The organism is Natronoglycomyces albus (assembly GCF_016925535.1).
Classification (GTDB): domain Bacteria; phylum Actinomycetota; class Actinomycetes; order Mycobacteriales; family Micromonosporaceae; genus Natronoglycomyces; species Natronoglycomyces albus.
The window spans coordinates 845,385-863,900 of sequence record NZ_CP070496.1; the positions used below are offsets into that span (position 1 = coordinate 845,385).

The 18,516-nt window shown below is 62.8% G+C and carries 10 protein-coding genes and 1 pseudogene; 6 read left to right on the plus strand and 5 right to left on the minus strand.

Features of this window, described 5'->3' with window-relative positions; translation table 11 throughout:
* Nucleotides 1-76: 76 nt before the first annotated feature.
* A complete protein-coding gene (gene eccD / locus JQS30_RS03560) occupies nt 77-1,480 on the minus strand; it encodes a type VII secretion integral membrane protein EccD (protein WP_213172023.1) in 1,404 nt (467 codons plus the stop codon).
* A gap of 696 nt (nt 1,481-2,176) precedes the next feature.
* On the opposite strand from eccD, the gene eccCa reads away from it, so the two are divergent.
* From eccCa to JQS30_RS03575, 3 genes are all read left to right on the plus strand, one after another.
* Nucleotides 2,177-6,238, plus strand: a complete 4,062-nt coding sequence (eccCa, locus tag JQS30_RS03565) for a type VII secretion protein EccCa (RefSeq protein ID WP_213172024.1) — start codon at nt 2,177-2,179, stop codon at nt 6,236-6,238.
* Between the two features lie 563 nt (nt 6,239-6,801).
* Nucleotides 6,802-7,104, plus strand: a complete 303-nt coding sequence (locus JQS30_RS03570) for a WXG100 family type VII secretion target (protein WP_213172025.1) — start codon at nt 6,802-6,804, stop codon at nt 7,102-7,104.
* 39 nt (nt 7,105-7,143) lie between these two features.
* Nucleotides 7,144-7,428, plus strand: coding sequence for a WXG100 family type VII secretion target (locus tag JQS30_RS03575; RefSeq protein ID WP_213172026.1), 285 nt, complete (start codon nt 7,144-7,146; stop codon nt 7,426-7,428).
* A 766-nt stretch (nt 7,429-8,194) separates the two neighbouring features.
* Here JQS30_RS03575 and JQS30_RS03580 read toward each other — a convergent pair.
* A complete protein-coding gene (locus tag JQS30_RS03580; RefSeq protein WP_213172027.1) occupies nt 8,195-9,475 on the minus strand; it encodes a S8 family peptidase in 1,281 nt (426 codons plus the stop codon).
* 434 nt (nt 9,476-9,909) lie between these two features.
* On the opposite strand from JQS30_RS03580, the gene eccE reads away from it, so the two are divergent.
* Nucleotides 9,910-11,160, plus strand: coding sequence for a type VII secretion protein EccE (eccE, locus tag JQS30_RS03585; RefSeq protein ID WP_213172028.1), 1,251 nt, complete (start codon nt 9,910-9,912; stop codon nt 11,158-11,160).
* Nucleotides 11,157-12,803 carry a hypothetical protein gene (locus JQS30_RS03590; protein WP_213173120.1) on the plus strand — a complete coding sequence of 549 codons (1,647 nt, stop codon included), beginning with the start codon at nt 11,157-11,159 and terminating at the stop codon, nt 12,801-12,803. Before eccE ends, JQS30_RS03590 begins: the two co-directional genes overlap by 4 nt.
* A 172-nt stretch (nt 12,804-12,975) precedes the next feature.
* Here JQS30_RS03590 and JQS30_RS03595 read toward each other — a convergent pair whose 3' ends face one another.
* The 3 genes from JQS30_RS03595 to JQS30_RS03605 all read right to left on the minus strand — a co-directional run bounded on the left by JQS30_RS03595 (nt 12,976) and on the right by JQS30_RS03605 (nt 15,424).
* Nucleotides 12,976-13,989 (minus strand): hypothetical protein, encoded by a 1,014-nt coding sequence (locus JQS30_RS03595; RefSeq protein WP_213172029.1) that lies wholly within the window; start codon nt 13,987-13,989, stop codon nt 12,976-12,978.
* A gap of 23 nt (nt 13,990-14,012) precedes the next feature.
* A complete protein-coding gene (locus JQS30_RS03600) occupies nt 14,013-14,294 on the minus strand; it encodes a hypothetical protein (RefSeq protein ID WP_213172030.1) in 282 nt (93 codons plus the stop codon).
* A gap of 221 nt (nt 14,295-14,515) precedes the next feature.
* Nucleotides 14,516-15,424: a hypothetical protein gene (locus JQS30_RS03605; RefSeq protein WP_213172031.1), complete on the minus strand. Its 909-nt coding sequence runs from the start codon at nt 15,422-15,424 to the stop codon at nt 14,516-14,518.
* A 731-nt stretch (nt 15,425-16,155) separates the two neighbouring features.
* Between JQS30_RS03605 and JQS30_RS03610 the strand changes: the two are divergent.
* Nucleotides 16,156-18,321: pseudogene (locus tag JQS30_RS03610) on the plus strand (Rne/Rng family ribonuclease); the annotation flags it as partial.
* Nucleotides 18,322-18,516: the final 195 nt, after the last annotated feature.

Here is an 18,516-nt window from a genome sequence, read left to right on the forward strand (position 1 = left end):
TAGCGGCTGAAGAGTCGCGGGGGTGTGCCGGGGCCCTATGTCTTTGTGTCGGCGAGGACGGAGTTGGCCGAGAGAATCAGCCTCGCAAGGTCAGACCCCAGGCGAACAGTCCGGTGGCCCAGCCGACCAGCGGCAGGATCGACACGATCAGAAGAGCCTCGGCGATGTCGAGCAGGCGACCCCAGGTGGGGGCGAGTTTCTTACCGGCCACGGCCAGGCCATAGACCATCGCGATCAAGGTGACCAGCACCAGTGCGCCCAGGATGGCGACGAGGCGGACCAGGAGGCCACCGTCGATAAAGATCGCGGTGATAACCGTTCCCAGCGCGAGCATTCCCGCCGTCATGACCACGATGCGAGCGGCCCGATCGTCGATGGTGCGAGAGCGGCTCATGAGAACCAAACCGATGACAGCTCCGAGGATCGGCCCGGTCAAGTGCCCCGAAAAGGCCAAGACTCCGGCGGCGATACCAGCGACGATGGCAACGAACGAATAGATGGCCGCCAGATAGTCGGCGGCGCGTTCACTCAGCGACAGGACCCGCTTGCCGTCGACCGGTTCGTCGTCGCCAGCCTTTAGTTCCTCAGTTGTGTTCGGAAGTTGTGGAGTCGGCACCGAAGCGATCGCCAGCGAAACCTTCGGCGCCGCCGGAATGAGAGCCAACGCCAACGGAGCGGCGATGGCCGCGCCGGTGGAGGCCGTCGCGCCGGGAATCAACATCATCGCGCCCACGGAAATCGTTAGGACTATGGATGACAACAACGTGGTCATAAAGACCGGGATCGCAGAGGAGTCCCCGACTGACAGCATTGCCAAGACAGAGAACAACAGGACCGTGGCGGCGGCCATCAGGACGTGCGGAGCGGACAACTCGGTGAGTTTTAGGTCACCGGCGGCGACCAAGAGGCCGCCGACTCCGGCGTAGGCCACAGCGGTCAGGCCGAAGTAAGTGGCGGCCCGGGAGTCGCCCACCGCGCGCGACAACAGCAGACACGCACCGATAAGCACGGCCGCCCCGCTCAATGCCACAAGAGCGCCCGGCAGATGCGGCGGCCCGGTGAGAGCGATGGCGGTGGCCCCGGCCATCATCGCCAACGTGCCGATCATGACCGAGAAACGCTTCGTGGCGCGGTGGTCCCACCGATTGCCACGGTTTTCGGTGGCGGTCGCGATCGCGTCAATGACGTCGTCAAAGACGATCTCGGGCTTCGCGTCGTTGGCGGGAGTCAAATAGAGAAGCTCACCGTCGTGCAAAGACAATTGACTACAAGTGTGACCCGTGTCCAACGGCTGGTCGCCCAACTTCGACAGAATCCAGCCGCCGTTCTCAGCGGCTTCGTCCAAGTAGTACTCACCAGCCTGGTGCAAAATTGTGGGCAGCAGGTCAGCCAATGGGACATCGGAGGGCAATGCCAAGTCGATACGCGTCTTCGGGCTAACAATGGTTACCCGACTTAGCGTGGCCGCCTTGCTACTCACCGCAAGTACCTCCAGGAGTGGGGTGTGGGAACGATCCGCGGGCTGAGGAATACGGCCCCCAGACCACTTTTATACACGAGGTGTCGAACACTTTGAGTTTTTCGAGTTGGCCACCGCTCATCGACCCCTTCTCAGGTAGGTGCCGGGCGCGATGATCACGCAACGAAATGTGACTGTCGCACAAGGTGACAGTCCATGATGATGGTTCTCCAGCCAGCATAAGGGGGGCTTGCACATCGACGCGCACCAACCCGACAGGCGCACGGCCACAGATCACGCCACCGTGACCAGAAGGGATGGCGATGCTGACTTATCCTCGGTTTGAGATACTGGATCAGTCGAACCGGCTGTGGTGAGCACGGCGCTCGTACACTGTCTCGCGTTGGAATCACCGGCAGCGGACTGGTCCCCTGATGTTGAAGTAGCGTTAGGCGGGTCGCGTCCGTAAACTGGAATAAAACTGGCGTAATGCCGTTTCGTTAACCCAAGAAGCGGTGCCCCGGACACTGTGAGCAAACATATTCGGTGTGCCGACGCTAGAAATGTGAGCTTGAGACTCCTCGGCTTGCCCAGCGCGTGAAACTTGATAAAGCTCGTCGTCTTAAACACCCCGAAACGCGAAGCGTTCGACGTGGTAGGCGCCTTAAAATCGAAAGACTCGGCGTGTCAACGCCGAGCCCCGGGAGTTGGCAAACTGTGACCACCAAGCTGTTCCGGCGACAGCCACGCAAGCGTGGACCGCAATCCCCACGCGGCGACATTCTGCTGGAATCACCTCCGGACATGCCGGACCCGCAGCCCAAATCAATCGCGCAGGTCCTCATGATCCTGCCCATGATGGCCGGTGCGGTGGCCATGATGCTCATGTACGCCGGACGAGGCGTCGGCGGTGGCGGCAGCGTCAACCCGCTGATGTACGTCATCGGCGGCATGATGGGCATCTCCATGATGAGCATGATGATCATGAACATCTCCGGGGCCCGCGGCAATAAGAAAGCCGAGCTCAACATCGAGCGACGCAACTACATGCGATACCTGGCCCAGGTGCGACGCAAAGTCCGTCGTGGTGCTGAGAAACAGTGGCGCGCCCAGCGCTGGCGCCACCCCGACGCCCACGCCCTGTGGTCGCTCGTCGGCTCTCGCCGCATGTGGGAACGTCGCCCCTCCGACGACGACTACCTTGACCTTCGCATAGGCATAGGTCAGCAACGTCTGGTCATGCGCATCAACCCGCCGGACACCAAACCGGTCGAAGACCTCGAACCCATGAGCGCCATGGCCTTGCGTCGGTTCGTGAAAGCCCACTCCAACGTGCCCGACATCCCCCGACCTCTGAACCTCATGTCGGCCAGCCGCATCACCCTGCGCGGTGACCGCCCGGACGTCCTAGGCACCATGCGGGCCATGCTCGGCCAGCTGCTCGTCCTGCACTCGCCCGACGATGTGCTGGTGGCCGTAGTGGCCAGCCCCGAGCGACAAGAGGAATGGCACTGGCTCAAATGGGCTCCCCACGTCCAGCACCCCAGTGAGAACGACGGCGCCGGACCGCTGCGTATGTTCTACGACACGGTGCCAAAGCTGGAACGCAGCCTCCGGGAAGAACTCAACGGACGCGGCAACTTCCAACAGGGCAAAGCCGACGAAGACCAAAAACACATCGTGGTCTTGATCGACGACGGCAACGAAGAAGGCGCGGCCGTGCTCGCCGGAGACGGAGCCGCCGGAGTCACCGTCATCGACTTCTCCGGATACATGCCCCGCAAACCCAGCCCGTTGCACAAACTGCTGGACCTCTCCGAAGACACCATTCGGGAAGAACAACGCGGCCGCGTTCGTAACCTGGGCACCCCTGACAGAATTTCCCTGGGCCAAGCCGAAGGCATCGCCCGCCAGCTCGCCCCATGGCGACTCACGCTCGGAAAGCAATCGGGCGATGAAGCCGGCACCGAAGAGGGCCCCGGTGGCGTCTCCGCCTCACTCAACCAGACCATCGACATCACCGAGTTGCTGGGCATCCCCGACATGGCCCAGTTTGACCCCACGGTCCACTGGAAAGAAAAGTCGATGAAGGAGTTCCTGAAGGTCCCCATCGGCCCCGGCGCCGACGGCGGCGTTGTCGACGTCGACTTCAAGGAAGCCGCCCAGGGCGGTATGGGCCCACACGGCCTGCTCGTTGGCGCGACCGGATCGGGTAAATCCGAGGTGCTGCGGACGTTCGTGGCCGCGCTGGCGGCGACACACTCCTCAGAGGAACTGAACTTCATCCTCGTCGACTTCAAGGGTGGTGCGACGTTCGCCGCCCTAGACGACATGCCGCACGTGTCCGCCATCATCACCAACCTGGCCGACGAGATCGCGCTGGTTGACCGTATGCAGGACGCCCTCGTGGGTGAACTCGTGCGCCGCCAGGAACTGTTGCGCTCGGCCGGTAACTTCACCAACCGCACCGAGTACGAGAAGGCCCGCCTGGGTGGAGCCGCGCTCGACCCGATGCCCGCGTTGATGATCATTTGCGACGAGTTCTCCGAGATGCTGGTCGCCAAGCCCGAGTTCATCGACCTGTTCTTGCAGGTGGGGCGTATCGGCCGTTCGATCGGTGTGTACCAGTTGCTGGCCAGCCAGCGACTAGAGGAAGGCAAGTTGCGCGGCTTGGACACCTACCTGTCCTACCGGGTGGGTTTGCGGACGTTCTCCGCGCAGGAATCGCGCACCGTGCTGGGTGTTCCCGACGCCTACGAGCTGCCGCAGGCACCCGGCCACGGTTATCTCCAAGTTGGTACCGAGGGCTTGGTGCGCTTTCGTGCCGCCTACGCCGGTGGCGAATACGAGCCGCGCAAAGACGTGGCCGTGTCCCGAGCCCAGCGCGTCGCGGCGGTGCAAAACAAGGTGCAGCGGTTCATCTCTGGCTACGTGGAGCCCCCGAGGGAACCAGAACCCGAAGAGGAACCGCAGCCGGACCCGGCCGAGTCAGCCGCCGATCTGCCGCCGGTGATCGAGGGAATCGAAGAGGGCCAAGAGATCACGCAAATGGACGTGCTGGTCGACCGCATGAAAGGCCATGGCCGTCCCGCGCACAAGGTCTGGTTGCCGCCGTTGGAGGACCCGCCAACGCTCGACCAGCTGGTCCCACGCATGGAGGTCACGGCAGACCGTGGTCTGTGTGCCCCGGGATGGCACCTCAACGGCAAGCTCACCGCGATCCTGGGCGAGGAAGACCGTCCGTTCGAGCAAAAGCGCGTACCGATGTCGATCGATCTGGCTGGCGCGGGTGGAAACATGGCCATCGCCGGTGGAACGCAGTCGGGTAAATCCACTGTGCTGCGTACCCTGATCGGCTCGTTGGCCTTGACCCACACGCCCCGGGAAGCGCAGTTCTTCTGCTTGGACTTCGGTGGCGGTACCTTGCGCGGAATCAATGACCTACCGCATGTGGCGGGCGTGTACGGCCGCCGTGACGTTGAGGGAGTGCGGCGCACGATCCAAGAGGTCATGACCATCTTGGACGAGCGCGAGGCTTTCTTCACCGCTCAGGGTCTGGACAGCATGGGCACTTACCGGAAAATGAAGGCCGAGGGCAAGTTTGCCGAGGACCCGTGGGGCGACGTCTTCCTAGTTATCGACAACTGGTTGACACTGCGCGACGATTTCGAGAAGTTTGTCGATGACATCATGGCCATCGGTAACCGAGGCCTGTCCTTTGGTGTGCACGTCATCGTGACTTGTAGCCGTTGGGGCGACATTCGTCTGAACATGCGTGACATGTTCGGCACCAAGCTGGAACTCAAGCTGTCCGATCACCAAGAGTCCGAGATCGACCGCAAGCACGCCCAGAACGTCCCCAAGGGACGCCCAGGCCGTGGTCTGTCACTCCAGAAGCTGCACTTTATGTCTGGTGTGCCTCGGGTGGACGGTATCCGCGACGGCGACGACCTACAGCCGGGAGTGGCGGACTTCGTCAAGCGAGTCCAAGAAGCCTGGCAGGGTCAACCATGCCCGAAGGTTCGACTGCTGCCTCGCGAGCTGCATTTGCGCGACTACTGGGAAATTGTCGATCGCAATATGCCCGGCATCCCGATCGGCATCAACGAGGCTGGCCTCAAACAGGTCAATCTGGACTTCAACGAGACGCCGCACCTGATGGTGTTTGGCGACTCGGAGTGCGGCAAGACCAACTTGTTGCGCCTCATTTGCAAGTCGATCACCGAGAAGTACAAGGTGGGCGAGGCCAAGATTGTTATGGCCGACTATCGGCGCGGCATGTTGGGGGAGTTCAGCGAAGACTTCTTGCTGGACTATTCGATGGCCGCGCGCCAGTTCGACAACGCCTGCAAACAGATGCGTGGTCCCTTGGAGAAACGCCTGCCCGGTGACGATGTCACCCCTGAGCAGCTGCGCGCTCGCAGCTGGTGGACGGGCCCCGAGTTGTTCATTGTGGTCGACGACTACGAGCTGGTCGCGACGCCCCGAGGTAACCCAATGCAGGGCCTGGCGGAGTTCATCCCGCAGGCGCGGGACATCGGTCTGCACATTATTGTGGCGCGCCGTTGCTCGGGCGTCTCGCGCGCGAGCATGGATCCGATCATCGGGGCGATGAAGCAGATCGAGTCCCCTGGTTTGCTCATGAGTGGCCGCAAAGAAGAGGGACCGGTCTTCGGTCAGCTGCGGCCGAGCCCGCAGCCGCCAGGACGGGGAACCCTGGTGCGCCGTCAAGACGGAGAGAATTTGATGCAGACCGCACTGATGCCGCCACATCAATAATGCGGTCCAAATAATCGAACAAAATTCGATAGAGGGCTGTGTGGGTCTTTTAAAGCCCGCACAGCCCTCATTTGTGTGGTCGGAATCAAGGTTGGTTCCGGCCACACTTCATAGCGTTGTGTGAGAACGCTTGCACACATGTCGTGCTGATGATTCCGATTGGGTCGCCGTTGTTTCGCTGTGGCGGCAACTGAAGCGGTCCGTATGTCCCCTGGGGCCACAATTCGGGTATGGGGCGCTATTGTTGACGTAGGTCAGTATGCTGGCTTCTAGGTCAGCTTCATTGGCCTTCATGGCTTCATCCCTGGGCCCGGCGCACAACTTGTGTTCACGCCACGACGAACAGTTACTTGAGGTTTTGAGCGAGTGCTGGCACGAAGTGAGGAGACACAAACTTGTGTGAGTCCAGTAAGCTATGAAATGCAAGCCAACCCGGTGGGTTTGCCTAATCGGGTTATGGTGGAACTGAACCACTTCGATAAAGTTCAAACACACTGGGAAACCCCTGAGGCGGATGGATACCCGTCGACCTCAGCCCCCGGTCTAACTCACAGGAGGTGTACATGGGCGGCATAGCAATGGACGCCGCGACAGTTCGCAAAGCGGCAAGCGACGTCCGGACCACCCGGTCCGACGTTGATGGCGAACTGAACGGCATTCGTGGCATTTGCGACAACCTGGCTGCTGGCTGGACCGGTCAAGCTGGTGCTTCGTTCCAAAACGCGATGAACCACTGGGACCAAAACGCCAACAGGTTGCTCACCGCTCTGGACGACATCGCTGACATGCTCGACGGCGGCGCCAACCAGCAAGAGGCGCAAGACCAAGAGCAAGCAGCCGAGTTCAACAAGTTCGACGCTCTCTAAACTTAGACCTAATTAACGAAGGCGAGGTGTAAAACACCAATGGGTGACCGTATTCAACTAAATTACGCACAGCTGGAAGAGTCCTCTCAGGAGCTCCACCGTCGCGAGCAGCAGATTGAATCGATGCTGGCCGACCTGGAAAAAATGCTCGACGCGATGGACTGGGAAGGTGAAGACCGCGGCGCTTACCAGGCCCACAAGGCCGAGTGGAACACCGCCATGGACAACCTGAACGAGATTCTGGTTATGATTTCCAAGGCTGTTGACAACGCCAAAGAGCGTTACCGCGAGACTGAAATGCGGAACGCTTCCAGCTGGGGCTAGACCCCTGGATGACTTCACGTCACCTCGAAGTTATCTCACCGGTAGGTGGAGCTCGACGTTGTGCCAGAGCTCGCTGGAATACCTTCGAGTAACGGAGAGTTCGCTCCACCTCATCTCAGCTACGAACTTGGGTGAACCCACACGCGGGGTTCACCCAAGTTTTTTTGTGTATGGATTGCCGGGTGGGCCGCGGGTGGCGCACAGAATTCCATCCTTAATAACCTCAAGCGAGTCTTACTCTTCGGTGAATGTGAGTTAAGCGATACTGCTCATATAGGGATTGGGTTGGGAGGAATGGGAGCGGTCAATCATATTGATGCTTCTGTATTGAAATAGATCTTCCCGCCGCGCGATTCGCCAGATTCGTATTCGCGAAGTTGGATAGAAGTGGCGTAAAACAAGCAACGCTACGTCCTTGTTCAACACAATGCGTGGACTGCCGGGGAAACCTACTTGCCCACCTAGTTGGGCCATTGTAGAGGCACGATGGCCCACGATGATGAAACGCGCAGCGCTTACGAAAGGCAGCTACCACGTACTCCTCAGCCTGCGGACTAGCCCTCGCATTGCCACCTGTGACCTAGAATCCGCTCGAACGCATAAACCTCGGTAGCGATGCCTCAACCCGCGCTGGTGGCGAAGAGGATACTCCGGACGCGCTGAGGGGCCGCAAAGTTGGGCATCTCGCGTTCCAAGTACTACCGGGATACTCGGACGCGCTGAGGGGCCCCTAGAAACACCTAGAGGCCCCTCAGCGCGTCCGTCTCTATTCGTCGAGGTTCTTGCGCGTGCCGGGAGCCCATCCACGGGAGCGTCCCACCGGAACGAGCTTCCGCAGGACCACCACCACGATGATGAGCGCCACCGAGCCGATCAAGGTGAACGCGGCGGCCATCTTCGTCTCCCGCAACGGGTCAACCACCCGTGGCCACTGCTCGACTGTCTGCTCCTGCGGCTGGACCGCGTTACCTTCCTCATCGCCGGTGAGCGGCGTTGGGTCCATATCAGTCAACGCGCGATAGGTGTTGACGATGCCCCAGCCGTAAAAGTTGTTGTCCGGCCCACCTGGGGGGTCGGCGGTGGCAAAGAGGCGCTCCCGGATCTCATCGACGGTCATTTCGGGGAACTTTGCCCGCATAAGCGCGACCGTGCCCGACACCTGGGGGGTGGCAAAACTGGTTCCGTTGACGCCGTGAATGTAGCCTGCGCCTCCGGGAGCCGGGCCGCTGATGTCGATACCGGGTGCGACGATCTCCACCGCCGAGCCGTAGTTGGACATCGCGTTCCAGGCTCCCGAACCGTCGATCGCTCCCACCGCGATCACACCGTCGTACATGGCCGGGTAAGCGGGCACATCCGAAGGTGCCTGATCGAGAAACTCGCTTTCGTTGCCCACCGCCGCCACGATCACCACATCCGAGGCCAAGGCTCGTTCAACGGCGGCCTCGAGGCCAGGGGTGTGCATGGAGCCGGCCGAAATGTTGATGACATCGGCACCGGCGGCAACCGCAAGGTCGATCGATTCCTCAATGGCCAACGAGACCAGAGGCCGATCAGACTCTGAGATCACCAGTTCCGCCGCCGGCAGGGTCCGGTAGGCGATGATCTCCGCCTCGGGGGCGATACCCGTATAGCGGACGCCCTCCTCGGAACCACCAGCGATGATTCCGGCCACTACCGTGCCATGACCGTCGCTGTCGCATCCGCCATGATGAGCATCGCTGGAGTGCCCGTCCGCGCCCTCGATCACCCTGCCGCCAAACGCGGGGTGATCCATGGCCACCCCTGAATCCAGGACCGCCACCTTGACCGGAGTTCCGTCGGGAAAGGTGCCGCGCGAGTGCGGGTGAGCCAGGTCCAAGTTCATTCGTTGCACGTGCCAGGGAGTCTGGTTCAACGCCGTTCCCTCGGAGCCGGGGCTGCACTCGTCGGGCCATTCGTCGGCAAACGCGGGCGAGGCCAAACCGGGCAGAACAACGAGGGTCATCGCCATCAAAATGACGGCTAGGTAGCGGGGAATCTGCTTGAGGGTGCGCACGGAACTCATTCTAACCGTCCTATGCCTTTGTCTCTTGTCCACTGGGTTGGCTCGACCGGATGAGCCCCCTTCCAACTGCCACTATGCAAATCGGGTCATCGACAGAACACATAGGGTGTTCTCGGTGGTGGTCGAGTCGAGGAGATCGAAGTGACATCTGACCACCGGCGGGGTTGGCGAATCGCGTTTGCACGGGGAAGATATAAGGGTATGGCGTAGCGGGTCCACCGTGGAGACTAACGTCGGCGTATTCGTCGGGTCGTTTACTCCGGTGAATGTTCACACCCGCACGCATAAGTCTGGTGGATGTATCTCGGTGCAATTCGAGGAAGTCCCTGGGAAGAGGCGGCCGCGTCGCGGTGGCCTCATGCAAAGGATTTGCGCTGAAAGCCTACGATGGTAGACGACATATCGCCTTCTCCCCCGATGGGACGTGTCCGTAAATGACGATGATGCAACAGTCGCCCCAACAAGCCCGCGGCACCGCATCTGTGCAGGTAACCGATCAGAGAGTGGGTGAACCCGTAGCGTTCACCGTTCGGTCTTCGGGCCGGGTCGGTCCTTTGACGCTGTTCCAGCTCATCGCGGTCGAAATCGCCCTAGCGGTGGCCTTGATCGGGTTCATGTTGGACCTGCCTTTCCAGATCGCCGGTGGCGTGATCGCCCTGACGATCATCGTGCTGGTCTTCATCCGATCCGGGGACCGCTGGTGGTACCAGACGTTGCCTTTGAAATATCGCCTCAGCGCTCGGGTGAAGGCACTGGACCCCGACCAAACCAACGATGTCTTGCACCGCATCGCTCCCGACTTGGGGATCAACGGTGTCGAAGACCGTGACAACAGCATCGGCATCGGGCACGATAACGGGGGATGGTTCACCGTGCTCGCCCTCGGAAGCGCCGACGGCGTGACACAGGCGATCCCGCTGGAACGGCTGGAACGTCTCTTCGACGAGACATCGGTCCCTGTCACGGCAGTGCAGATCGTCGGTCACACCACGCCTGTGGGCCTTGCCGCCTACGACAAGTCGCCCGCCGCCCGTTCCTATCAGGAACTGCTCGGGGGAGTCCCCGCCGTAGTCCACCACAAATCGTGGCTGTCGGTGCGCCTGGGCGCGCAAGATGCCCGCGCCGCGTCCTCTGAGCGCGGCGGAGAGGTCGAAGGTGTCTACAAGGCCCTCGCGTCCACCTCCAGCCGTGTCAGCAAACTCCTGACCAACGTGGGAGTCCCCAACCGCATCCTCGACGCCGATGGCCTCCGCGACGCCGTGCAACAGTCGCTGGGCGTGGCGTTCGCGCCGGTTCCCGGAGAACGCACCAGCGAGGACTGGGACCACTGGTATGCCGACGGTCTGCGCCACGTCTCCTATCGCATCGTCAAGTGGCCCACTGACGAAGCCACCTTGAAACGCTCGGTGGACGCACTGGCCGGTGTTCCCGCCGCCTTCACCACCGTGTCCACAGTCGTCACCCCGGGAGCGGTCGGCACGGTGAGTGCCGATGGCCGAGTGACCGGGCGCCAGCTGGCCGTCGAGACCATCGTGCGCATGGCCCTCGACCAGCAAACGTGGGACGCGGGCCAAACCCAGTTGCTGAACGTCGCCGATGAACTCGGCGTCAAGCTGGAGAGGCTGGACGGCGAGCATGGCCCCGCCGCGTACGCGACCGCCCCCACCGGAGGAGGACCCCGATGAGTAACCAGAACTCCGACAACGTCTATCGCGGCGGAACCTATCAAGGCGGCGTTTACCGGGGCGGTTCCTACAGCGAACAAAAAGACTCCGAGGAAACGCCGAAGCAGCCTGCCGCGCAGCCGGAGGGCGAAGCGCCACAAACAGGTCGGCACAGCTCGCCGGAGGCCTCCCGTCGCCCGGTTGATGGCGAAGATTCCGGCACGATGAAGTTGCAAAGGCCACGACTGGGAGCCGGGGGACCCGTTGCTGGGTCAGTGCCGCCCTCAGCGCCACAGTCCTCCCCACCACAGTCAGCGCCGCAGTCCTCCCCGCCACAGCCTCCTTACCAGGGCGCCGTGCCCGCCGCAGGCCCGCGTCCTCCGCAGCCGTCCCACCCCCAGCCGCCGCATGCCGGCCCGCGCCCGCCGCAGGCGCAGCCGCCACAGGCGGGCCCGCAGCGGGGACAGCCGCAGGTCCAGCCCCCTCGACCTCCTGCGGGAGGTGCGACGTACGGCGGAGCCTCCCAGGCCCCCCGGCCCACTGGTGGGTTTGTCGCTGGCCCCGGCGGGGCAGCGCCACAAACCGGTGCGTCCACCCAGGGCAGCGCCCCTGACATGTCGGCCACTCAGATGGCCCCGGGTGCCGCCGCCCAGGCCCCACCCCAGAACCCGCAACAGCGACCCATGTCCGCCCCACCCTCCGCGGTGGCTCCGGTATCGGCACAACCGATCTCGGGCAGTCCCCACTCGGTCGCTCCCGTTTCCAGCCACCCGTATTCGGCCCAGCCTTACTCTGGCCAGCCTTACTCCGGAGCCTTCGCCCCCAACGCCGCCCCGGTCTCTGGCCAGCCCAACTCCGGGCTGCCAACGTCGGGGCTGTTTGGTTCCGGGCAGGCCTCCAGCACGCCTAGTTCCGGCACTGTCTATGGGCTTCCCGTCACCGAACAGGCCGTCTCCACGGCCATCGAGGCCGGTAAACCTGTCGACAAGATGCGTCCGCAGCCGCAGTTGCCCACCGCGCGGGCACTTGAACTGATGACGAGCACCTCGCCCCCGGCTGGCTTGGTGATGGGACGCGACGCCGAACAACTTCCTGTTGTGGCCCCGTTCTTCCGTCCCGAACCCACCAAGGTCGCCATGATCGGTGGCGTCTATCTCGCACGGCTGCTGGTGTTCCGAGCACTAGCGCTGGGAGCGCGGGTCGCGGTGTGTACCGTGCGCCCGCAGGAGTGGAATGGGCTCGGGGAGGCGGCCACCGGGCGCAGCGACCGCCTCGCGGTGCTTCAGGGCGACCGCCCGGTGACCGTCGAGGCCAGCCAGCACTCCCCAGCGCTGTACGTCTATGACGTCGGCGAACGTGGCACGACGACGTCTCCGGTGCTGGGGCCGTGGCGTACTCAGTTGACGGTGTTGCCGCGGCTGACCACCTATGGCGACAGTTCAACCTCGGGCGCGTATATGACCGTGATTCAGCGGCTGACGCAGGAGGAGGCTGGGGCAGCCAGGCAGCTGCTGCGGGTGAACTCCGAGGTCTTGCAGTGGCTCCAGATGCTGCATGACGACATGATCGCCCTGCTGCGTACCGGGGCCAGCGAGCGCTACATCTGGGCTTCTCCGACCTCGACTGAGTCGCAGATGTTCGGACAGGCGATGCGCACCTACTAGCTTTGGGCGGTGGCTGGTGCCATTGGCGTTCTCGTCGACTTGTTCACCGGCGTAAGCCTTGCCTCTTGGCTTTGAATCCGCGTATTTGCAGCAGACATATTGTGGGGTGGGAGCCGAAGACTCCCACCCCACAAACATCATGGTGGCACCGATCGCGGTGCTCCGGAGGTGCTTAGTCGCGCCAGTTGAGCAAGTACGATTCCACGATCGCGTTGGCCGATTCGGATAGCTCCTCGTCGCTGACTTCGCTGTAGACCGACAGGCGTAGGACCAGATACATGTTGGCGTCTTGCACGTGTACCTGGTAGTTCGACGACCCGGTCTCGGCCGACCAGCTACGAACCGCGGCTACGGTGTTGTTTCCCAGGTCGGGGGAGTCGTATAGGTCCCAGCCGGTTTCCTCAGCGAGGTTGCGGGTGCTCATGTCGTGGTTGGTGCGGGCGCGTGCGTCCGCACCGAAGACCGTTGACTCCAGGTCCACGGTCATCCCCGTCCCGCTGTCGAGGTTCCATCCGTAGCTGCACTTTTGTTCGGTGCCGTAGTTGCGCTCATTGGGTTCGGGCTCGTCGATTCGGTCCGGCGAGTCGACATCTGCCCAGGTCGATAGGGGACCCAAGTCGAGCATGTCGCAGGGGGTCTCGAGCGCGCTGTAGGTGAGGCCATCATCGGCTTCGGTCTCGTCGTCGCCCAGTTGCCATACCCACCAGCCGACGCCGCCCAGGAGGGCCAGCGCGGCCGCCCCGATCGCCGCTTTGGCCCAGGGGCTGGATCGTTTCTTGCGCCCAAAGGAGCGGTACTTTTTCTTGGCGCCGCGTTCGCCGCGCATTTCCTTGGGAACGTAGCCGAGTTTTCCGATCAGTTCGGTGCCTTCGTCTTGGCCGTTCCATGACTGGCTTGATCCGAACCCGCCGTCGGGGTCGGCCCCGAACGAGGCCGTCTCTGGTGGTTCGGCTGGGTCGACGAGGTCAAAGGCTCCGGTCTGGTGTCGCACTTCGTGCACTGGGCTTTGCGGGGGAGAGTTGGTTTCCCCTGGCCCTGGGCGGGGAGGGGCGCCAAAGCCCGGTGGAGTGCTGGCTGGAGGTGGAGAGCCTGCCCGGGGGCTCCACTGTCCGCGCTCGCCGCCGGTCGGTCCAGCCCCGGCCTGCGGGCGACCGGCGGCGGCCCCAGGCGTGGCGGGGCGACCCACGTGTGGGTGCTGGCCGGAATTGCCTACCTGCGGATGTTGGCCCGTGCGGCCGACTTGTGGATGCTGTCCGGAGTTACCTGCTTGTGGGCGCCCTCGTTGGGGACGACCTGCTTGCGGACCACCCGGTGGGTAGTTGCCTGGCTGGGGACGTCCGGCGGCCGGGCGTCCCTCTTCAGGGTGACGACCGCGCCCAGCCTGCGGGGGCTGTGCCCCTGGGTGGCCTCCTGGCTGCCCTTGCGGATACGGGCGGCGACCGGGGCCGGGTCGGCCTTGGGCACCGTGTCCCCGGTGGTTGTCGTCCTCACGAGGATCGTGTTCGTAAGGAGTTCCGAATTGAGTGCCGCTCACATCGCCTCCGGTGTGGTTCTGAGCCGACGTCGCTCAGAAGGGTGGTACTCCTGCAGCTTAATAAGTGCATGGCTATGGATGATGAGTGCCCCATGAGACTGGCTCGGAAACGCCACCCTCTCCGGGTGGGCGCTGGTGTGCCGCCGTGCCGGGCCAGTTCGGCGGATATGGAGCGGGCCTACCCTTCGCGAGGGAGAGAATCGACCAGGTCGATGGCCAGTTGGCGAACGAGTGCGGTCAGGTCACCGTCTTCCGGTGGTACGCCGGAGACAAAAATACTCAGTGATGCCGTGGCGTTGGCCGTTTGCAGGTATAGCCGGATCTCCTGCCGGTCGGGTTCGCCCACGATGGGGATGATGGCGGCTCGTTCTCCGATGCCCCCAGCGGTCTGGACGCGGCGGTTCTCGCCGGTTTCGAATTGCAAGGCTCCGGTGTGGGCCTCGCGTGCGGCGGGAACGGTCTCGTGTACTTCAAGCGTCGAGTAGAGCGTCAGGAGCCGGTACTCCCGCTCGGCCGAGGAATTCTCGGCGGAGTAGATGCAGGAGAAGTACTGGATGGACTCTTCGGTGCGCCGGTCTATTTCGCGGCTGACTTCCTGGGAGACCCAGCCGGCCAAGAGTGGTTCGTCTGCGGCCTCGTCCTCGTCGCTCTCGTCGCTGTCTTCCTCGATGTCCTCTTCGTCGTCGGAGGCCACTGGCCCGGCGACGAATTCGCACGGTTCGGGCATCGAGTCGGTGGCGATCGCGCCGTCGGTCTCGGTGGAATCCGAGTACATGTATAGGGCAAAGCCGCCGCTGACGACCAGTGCGGTCACGGCGGTCAGGACGATGCCAGCGCGGGTGAACTGTTTGAATCGGTCCGAGCCCTCGTGCCGTCCGGAGTATTTTTCCGGTCGATCGTGCGGGGCGTCGTCGTCGGAGTCCGCCTCAGGCACGGTTGAGTCGGCGGCTTCGGCATCGTCAAAGCGCACGCTGCCGTCAGGAGAGCTATCGCCTCGCGGGTCCACGTCGTGTGGGCCGCGCGTGGGCGGGCCGAAATCGCGCGGGTCGGGCTCGTAACGTGGCGAAGATATGGGCGTGACCTCCATGTGTCCGCGTCTGGGGTGAGGTGCTTCCCAGAATATCGGCTGGGTGTCACGGGGTGCTAGGTGAGTCCCATGCCCGGGGTCATGTGCCTGATTGGTCCATTCTCAACTCTTGGCTGTGGCCCCAGTGGGTGAAATCACCGCGCTGAATATATGAGATGTTTGCGCACTTTGGGGCCGTGTGTGGCTACTTGTGGCCGCGACCGGCAGCGTCGAGGACGGAGAGTGTGCAATACTCGATGTGGTCACACTGCAAGTAACACCGACGGTGTGACTCGACGATGTTGTGCCCGCTCCCCAAAGTCGGTGGGCAGTGCTGCACCGTCGTACCACCCCGAGTCACCAGTTTGACTCATGGGCCGGTCGATGCGTTACGTGCGACCACGACCCACTCACCGCCGACGGCGGTGGGACAGCGCTACTGGGGTGTCAACCGCGCACAGCGGGCCTGGCCAGGGCAGAGGTGTTACCTGCGGCCAGGTAGCAGGCTTAGTCGAGATCGCGTACGGTCTCACCTTGACAACCGCACCCGTGCGGCTGCGAATCACACGAAAAGTGTGTCGCGCCCGGGAGCGGTGTGGAACGGAGTGTTTATTCGCATGCTCGATAACGAGCCGCGGGAGGAGACGAAAACAGCGGCGCTGACCTTTATGGCGCCGCAAACGTCTCGGCGGACTGATACCGAATCAGATAAATCCGACTCAACCGCTCAAACCAATGAGAAACTGCCACCGGTCTCAGCGGCCCCTATCTTTGCGCCGCCGCCCAAAGTAGACCCCAAACCCGCCAAGTCCACTCGCAAGAGCGAAAAGGACGACGGCAACCCCCCGAAAGGCAAAGATTCGGGCAATAGGAAAAAGGCCGACAAAAAGGCCGAAGAGCGCATCCCTGACGCGGAGTTCGACTCCGACGATGAGGACAGCGACGAGCGCAAGCGCCGACGTGGCCGACGAGGCCGTCGAGGCCGAGGCCGCGGCAAAGGTATCGGTGGCTCTGACCAGTCCGATTACGATGACAATGGCGACGACGACAACGAAGATGACTCCGGTTCCAAGACGGAGACCATCACAACCGATGGCGTGACCCGTCGCCGCCGTCGCCGTCGCAAGCGCCTCGACGCGGCCGAAGCGGCCGACTCTGACACCCGCGCCAAAGACGAAGGCGATGTCGTCGTCAAGGTCCGCAAGAGCCGCTCCAAGAGCTCCAGCGACGACGTGCGCGGCGTCTCGGGCTCGACTCGGCTCGAAGCCAAGCGTCAACGACGTCGCGAAGGTCGCGGAAATCGCCGCAACCGGGTGCAGGTCGTCAGCGAATCCGAATTTCTTGCCCGCCGCGAGTCGGTCGAACGGCAAATGGTCGTCCGCACCCGGGGCGAGCGTTCGCAAATCGCGGTGCTCGAAGACAACATCCTCGCCGAGCACTATGTCAGCCGCTCCGGTGGACAGGGCCTAGTCGGCAACGTCTACCTGGGCAAAGTCCAAAACGTGCTGCCGAGCATGGAAGCGGCCTTTGTCGACATCGGAAAGGGACGCAACGCCGTTCTCTACGCCGGTGAGGTCAATTGGGACTCGGCGGGCCTAGCTGGAAAAACCCGCACCATCGAAGGCGCGATGCAGCCGGGCGACCCGGTCCTCGTGCAGGTGACAAAAGACCCCGTCGGCCATAAAGGCGCTCGTTTGACCAACCACGTGGCACTGTCGGGGCGGCACCTGGTGTACGTTCCCGGCGGCAACGCCTCGGGTATCTCCCGCAAGCTGCCCGACCAGGAACGCACCCGCCTTCGCAGCGCGTTGAAGAAACTGGTTCCCGAGGGCGCCGGCGTCATCGTGCGGACCGCCGCCGAAGGCGCTGGTACCGACGACCTGGAACGCGACATTTCCCGCCTGCAAAAAGAGTGGGAAGGCATTCAGGCCAAGTCGAAGAAGAGCACTGCCCCCAGCCTGCTCTACGCCGAGCCTGACTTGCTGGTGCGCGTGGTGCGTGACGTGTTCAACGAGGACTTCAAGGAAGTGCTCATTGACGATGCCGACGCCCATGACGAGGTACGCAAGTATCTAGAGTCGGTGTCTCCGGAACTGACAACCCGCCTCAAGCGTTACACGGGTTCGAAGGACATCTTCACCGAGAAGCGCATCGACGAGCAGCTGATCAAGGCGTTGGATCGCAAGGTCTATCTGCCCTCGGGCGGTTCGCTGGTCATCGACCGTACCGAGGCGATGACGGTCATCGACGTCAACACCGGACGTTTCACCGGTGAAGGCGGCAACTTGGAAGAGACCGTCACCCGCAACAACCTGGAGGCGGCCGAAGAGATCGTGCGCCAGCTGCGGTTGCGCGACATCGGCGGCATTATCGTCATCGACTTCATCGACATGGTGTTGGAGAGCAACCGGGACCTAGTGCTGCGTCGCTTGACGGAGTGCCTGGGGCGCGACCGCACCAAACACCAGGTCACCGAAGTTACGTCGCTGGGCTTGGTGCAAATGACACGCAAGCGTGTCGGCCAGGGCCTCGTGGAGGCGTTCTCGGAAAACTGCGAGCACTGCCGGGGACGCGGTGTGGTCATCAACACCGACCAGATTCTCTGGGAAGGCAAGAAGACCCGTAAGAAGGGTGGTCGAGGGAACAAACAATCCCAGGAACCGGCCAGCAAGGACGACTCTTCCAAGCATTCCAAGAAGAAGAACGGCAAGTCCAAGCCTGACTCAACCGAGGACGAGCCGACCCTCGAAGCGTCGGAGGCCTCCACTGATGAGGCCAACGATGCGGCGGCCTCCCCAGCGGCCGCGACTGACGCCCCCGACGGACCTTCTGAGCCCACGCCCGAGGCGCGGGAGCCGAAACCGGAGGAAAGGGACGTCAACGGGGACGACCAAGCTAAAGCCGACAACGAGTCATAGTTGTAGGACCACCAACCTCGCGAAGGCTGTGATGTTGGTGGTCATCACACCTCCCGGTGAGGTGCGGGCCGTGTCAATGGCGTAAGCTAACGGACGGCCAAAAAGTACCGTGCGAGGCTGTGCTGAGCGCGAAGAGATGGCCTCGGTTCAACCGACATTGCCTTCCAAGGCACTGGCGGCCGGAACCGAAATGAA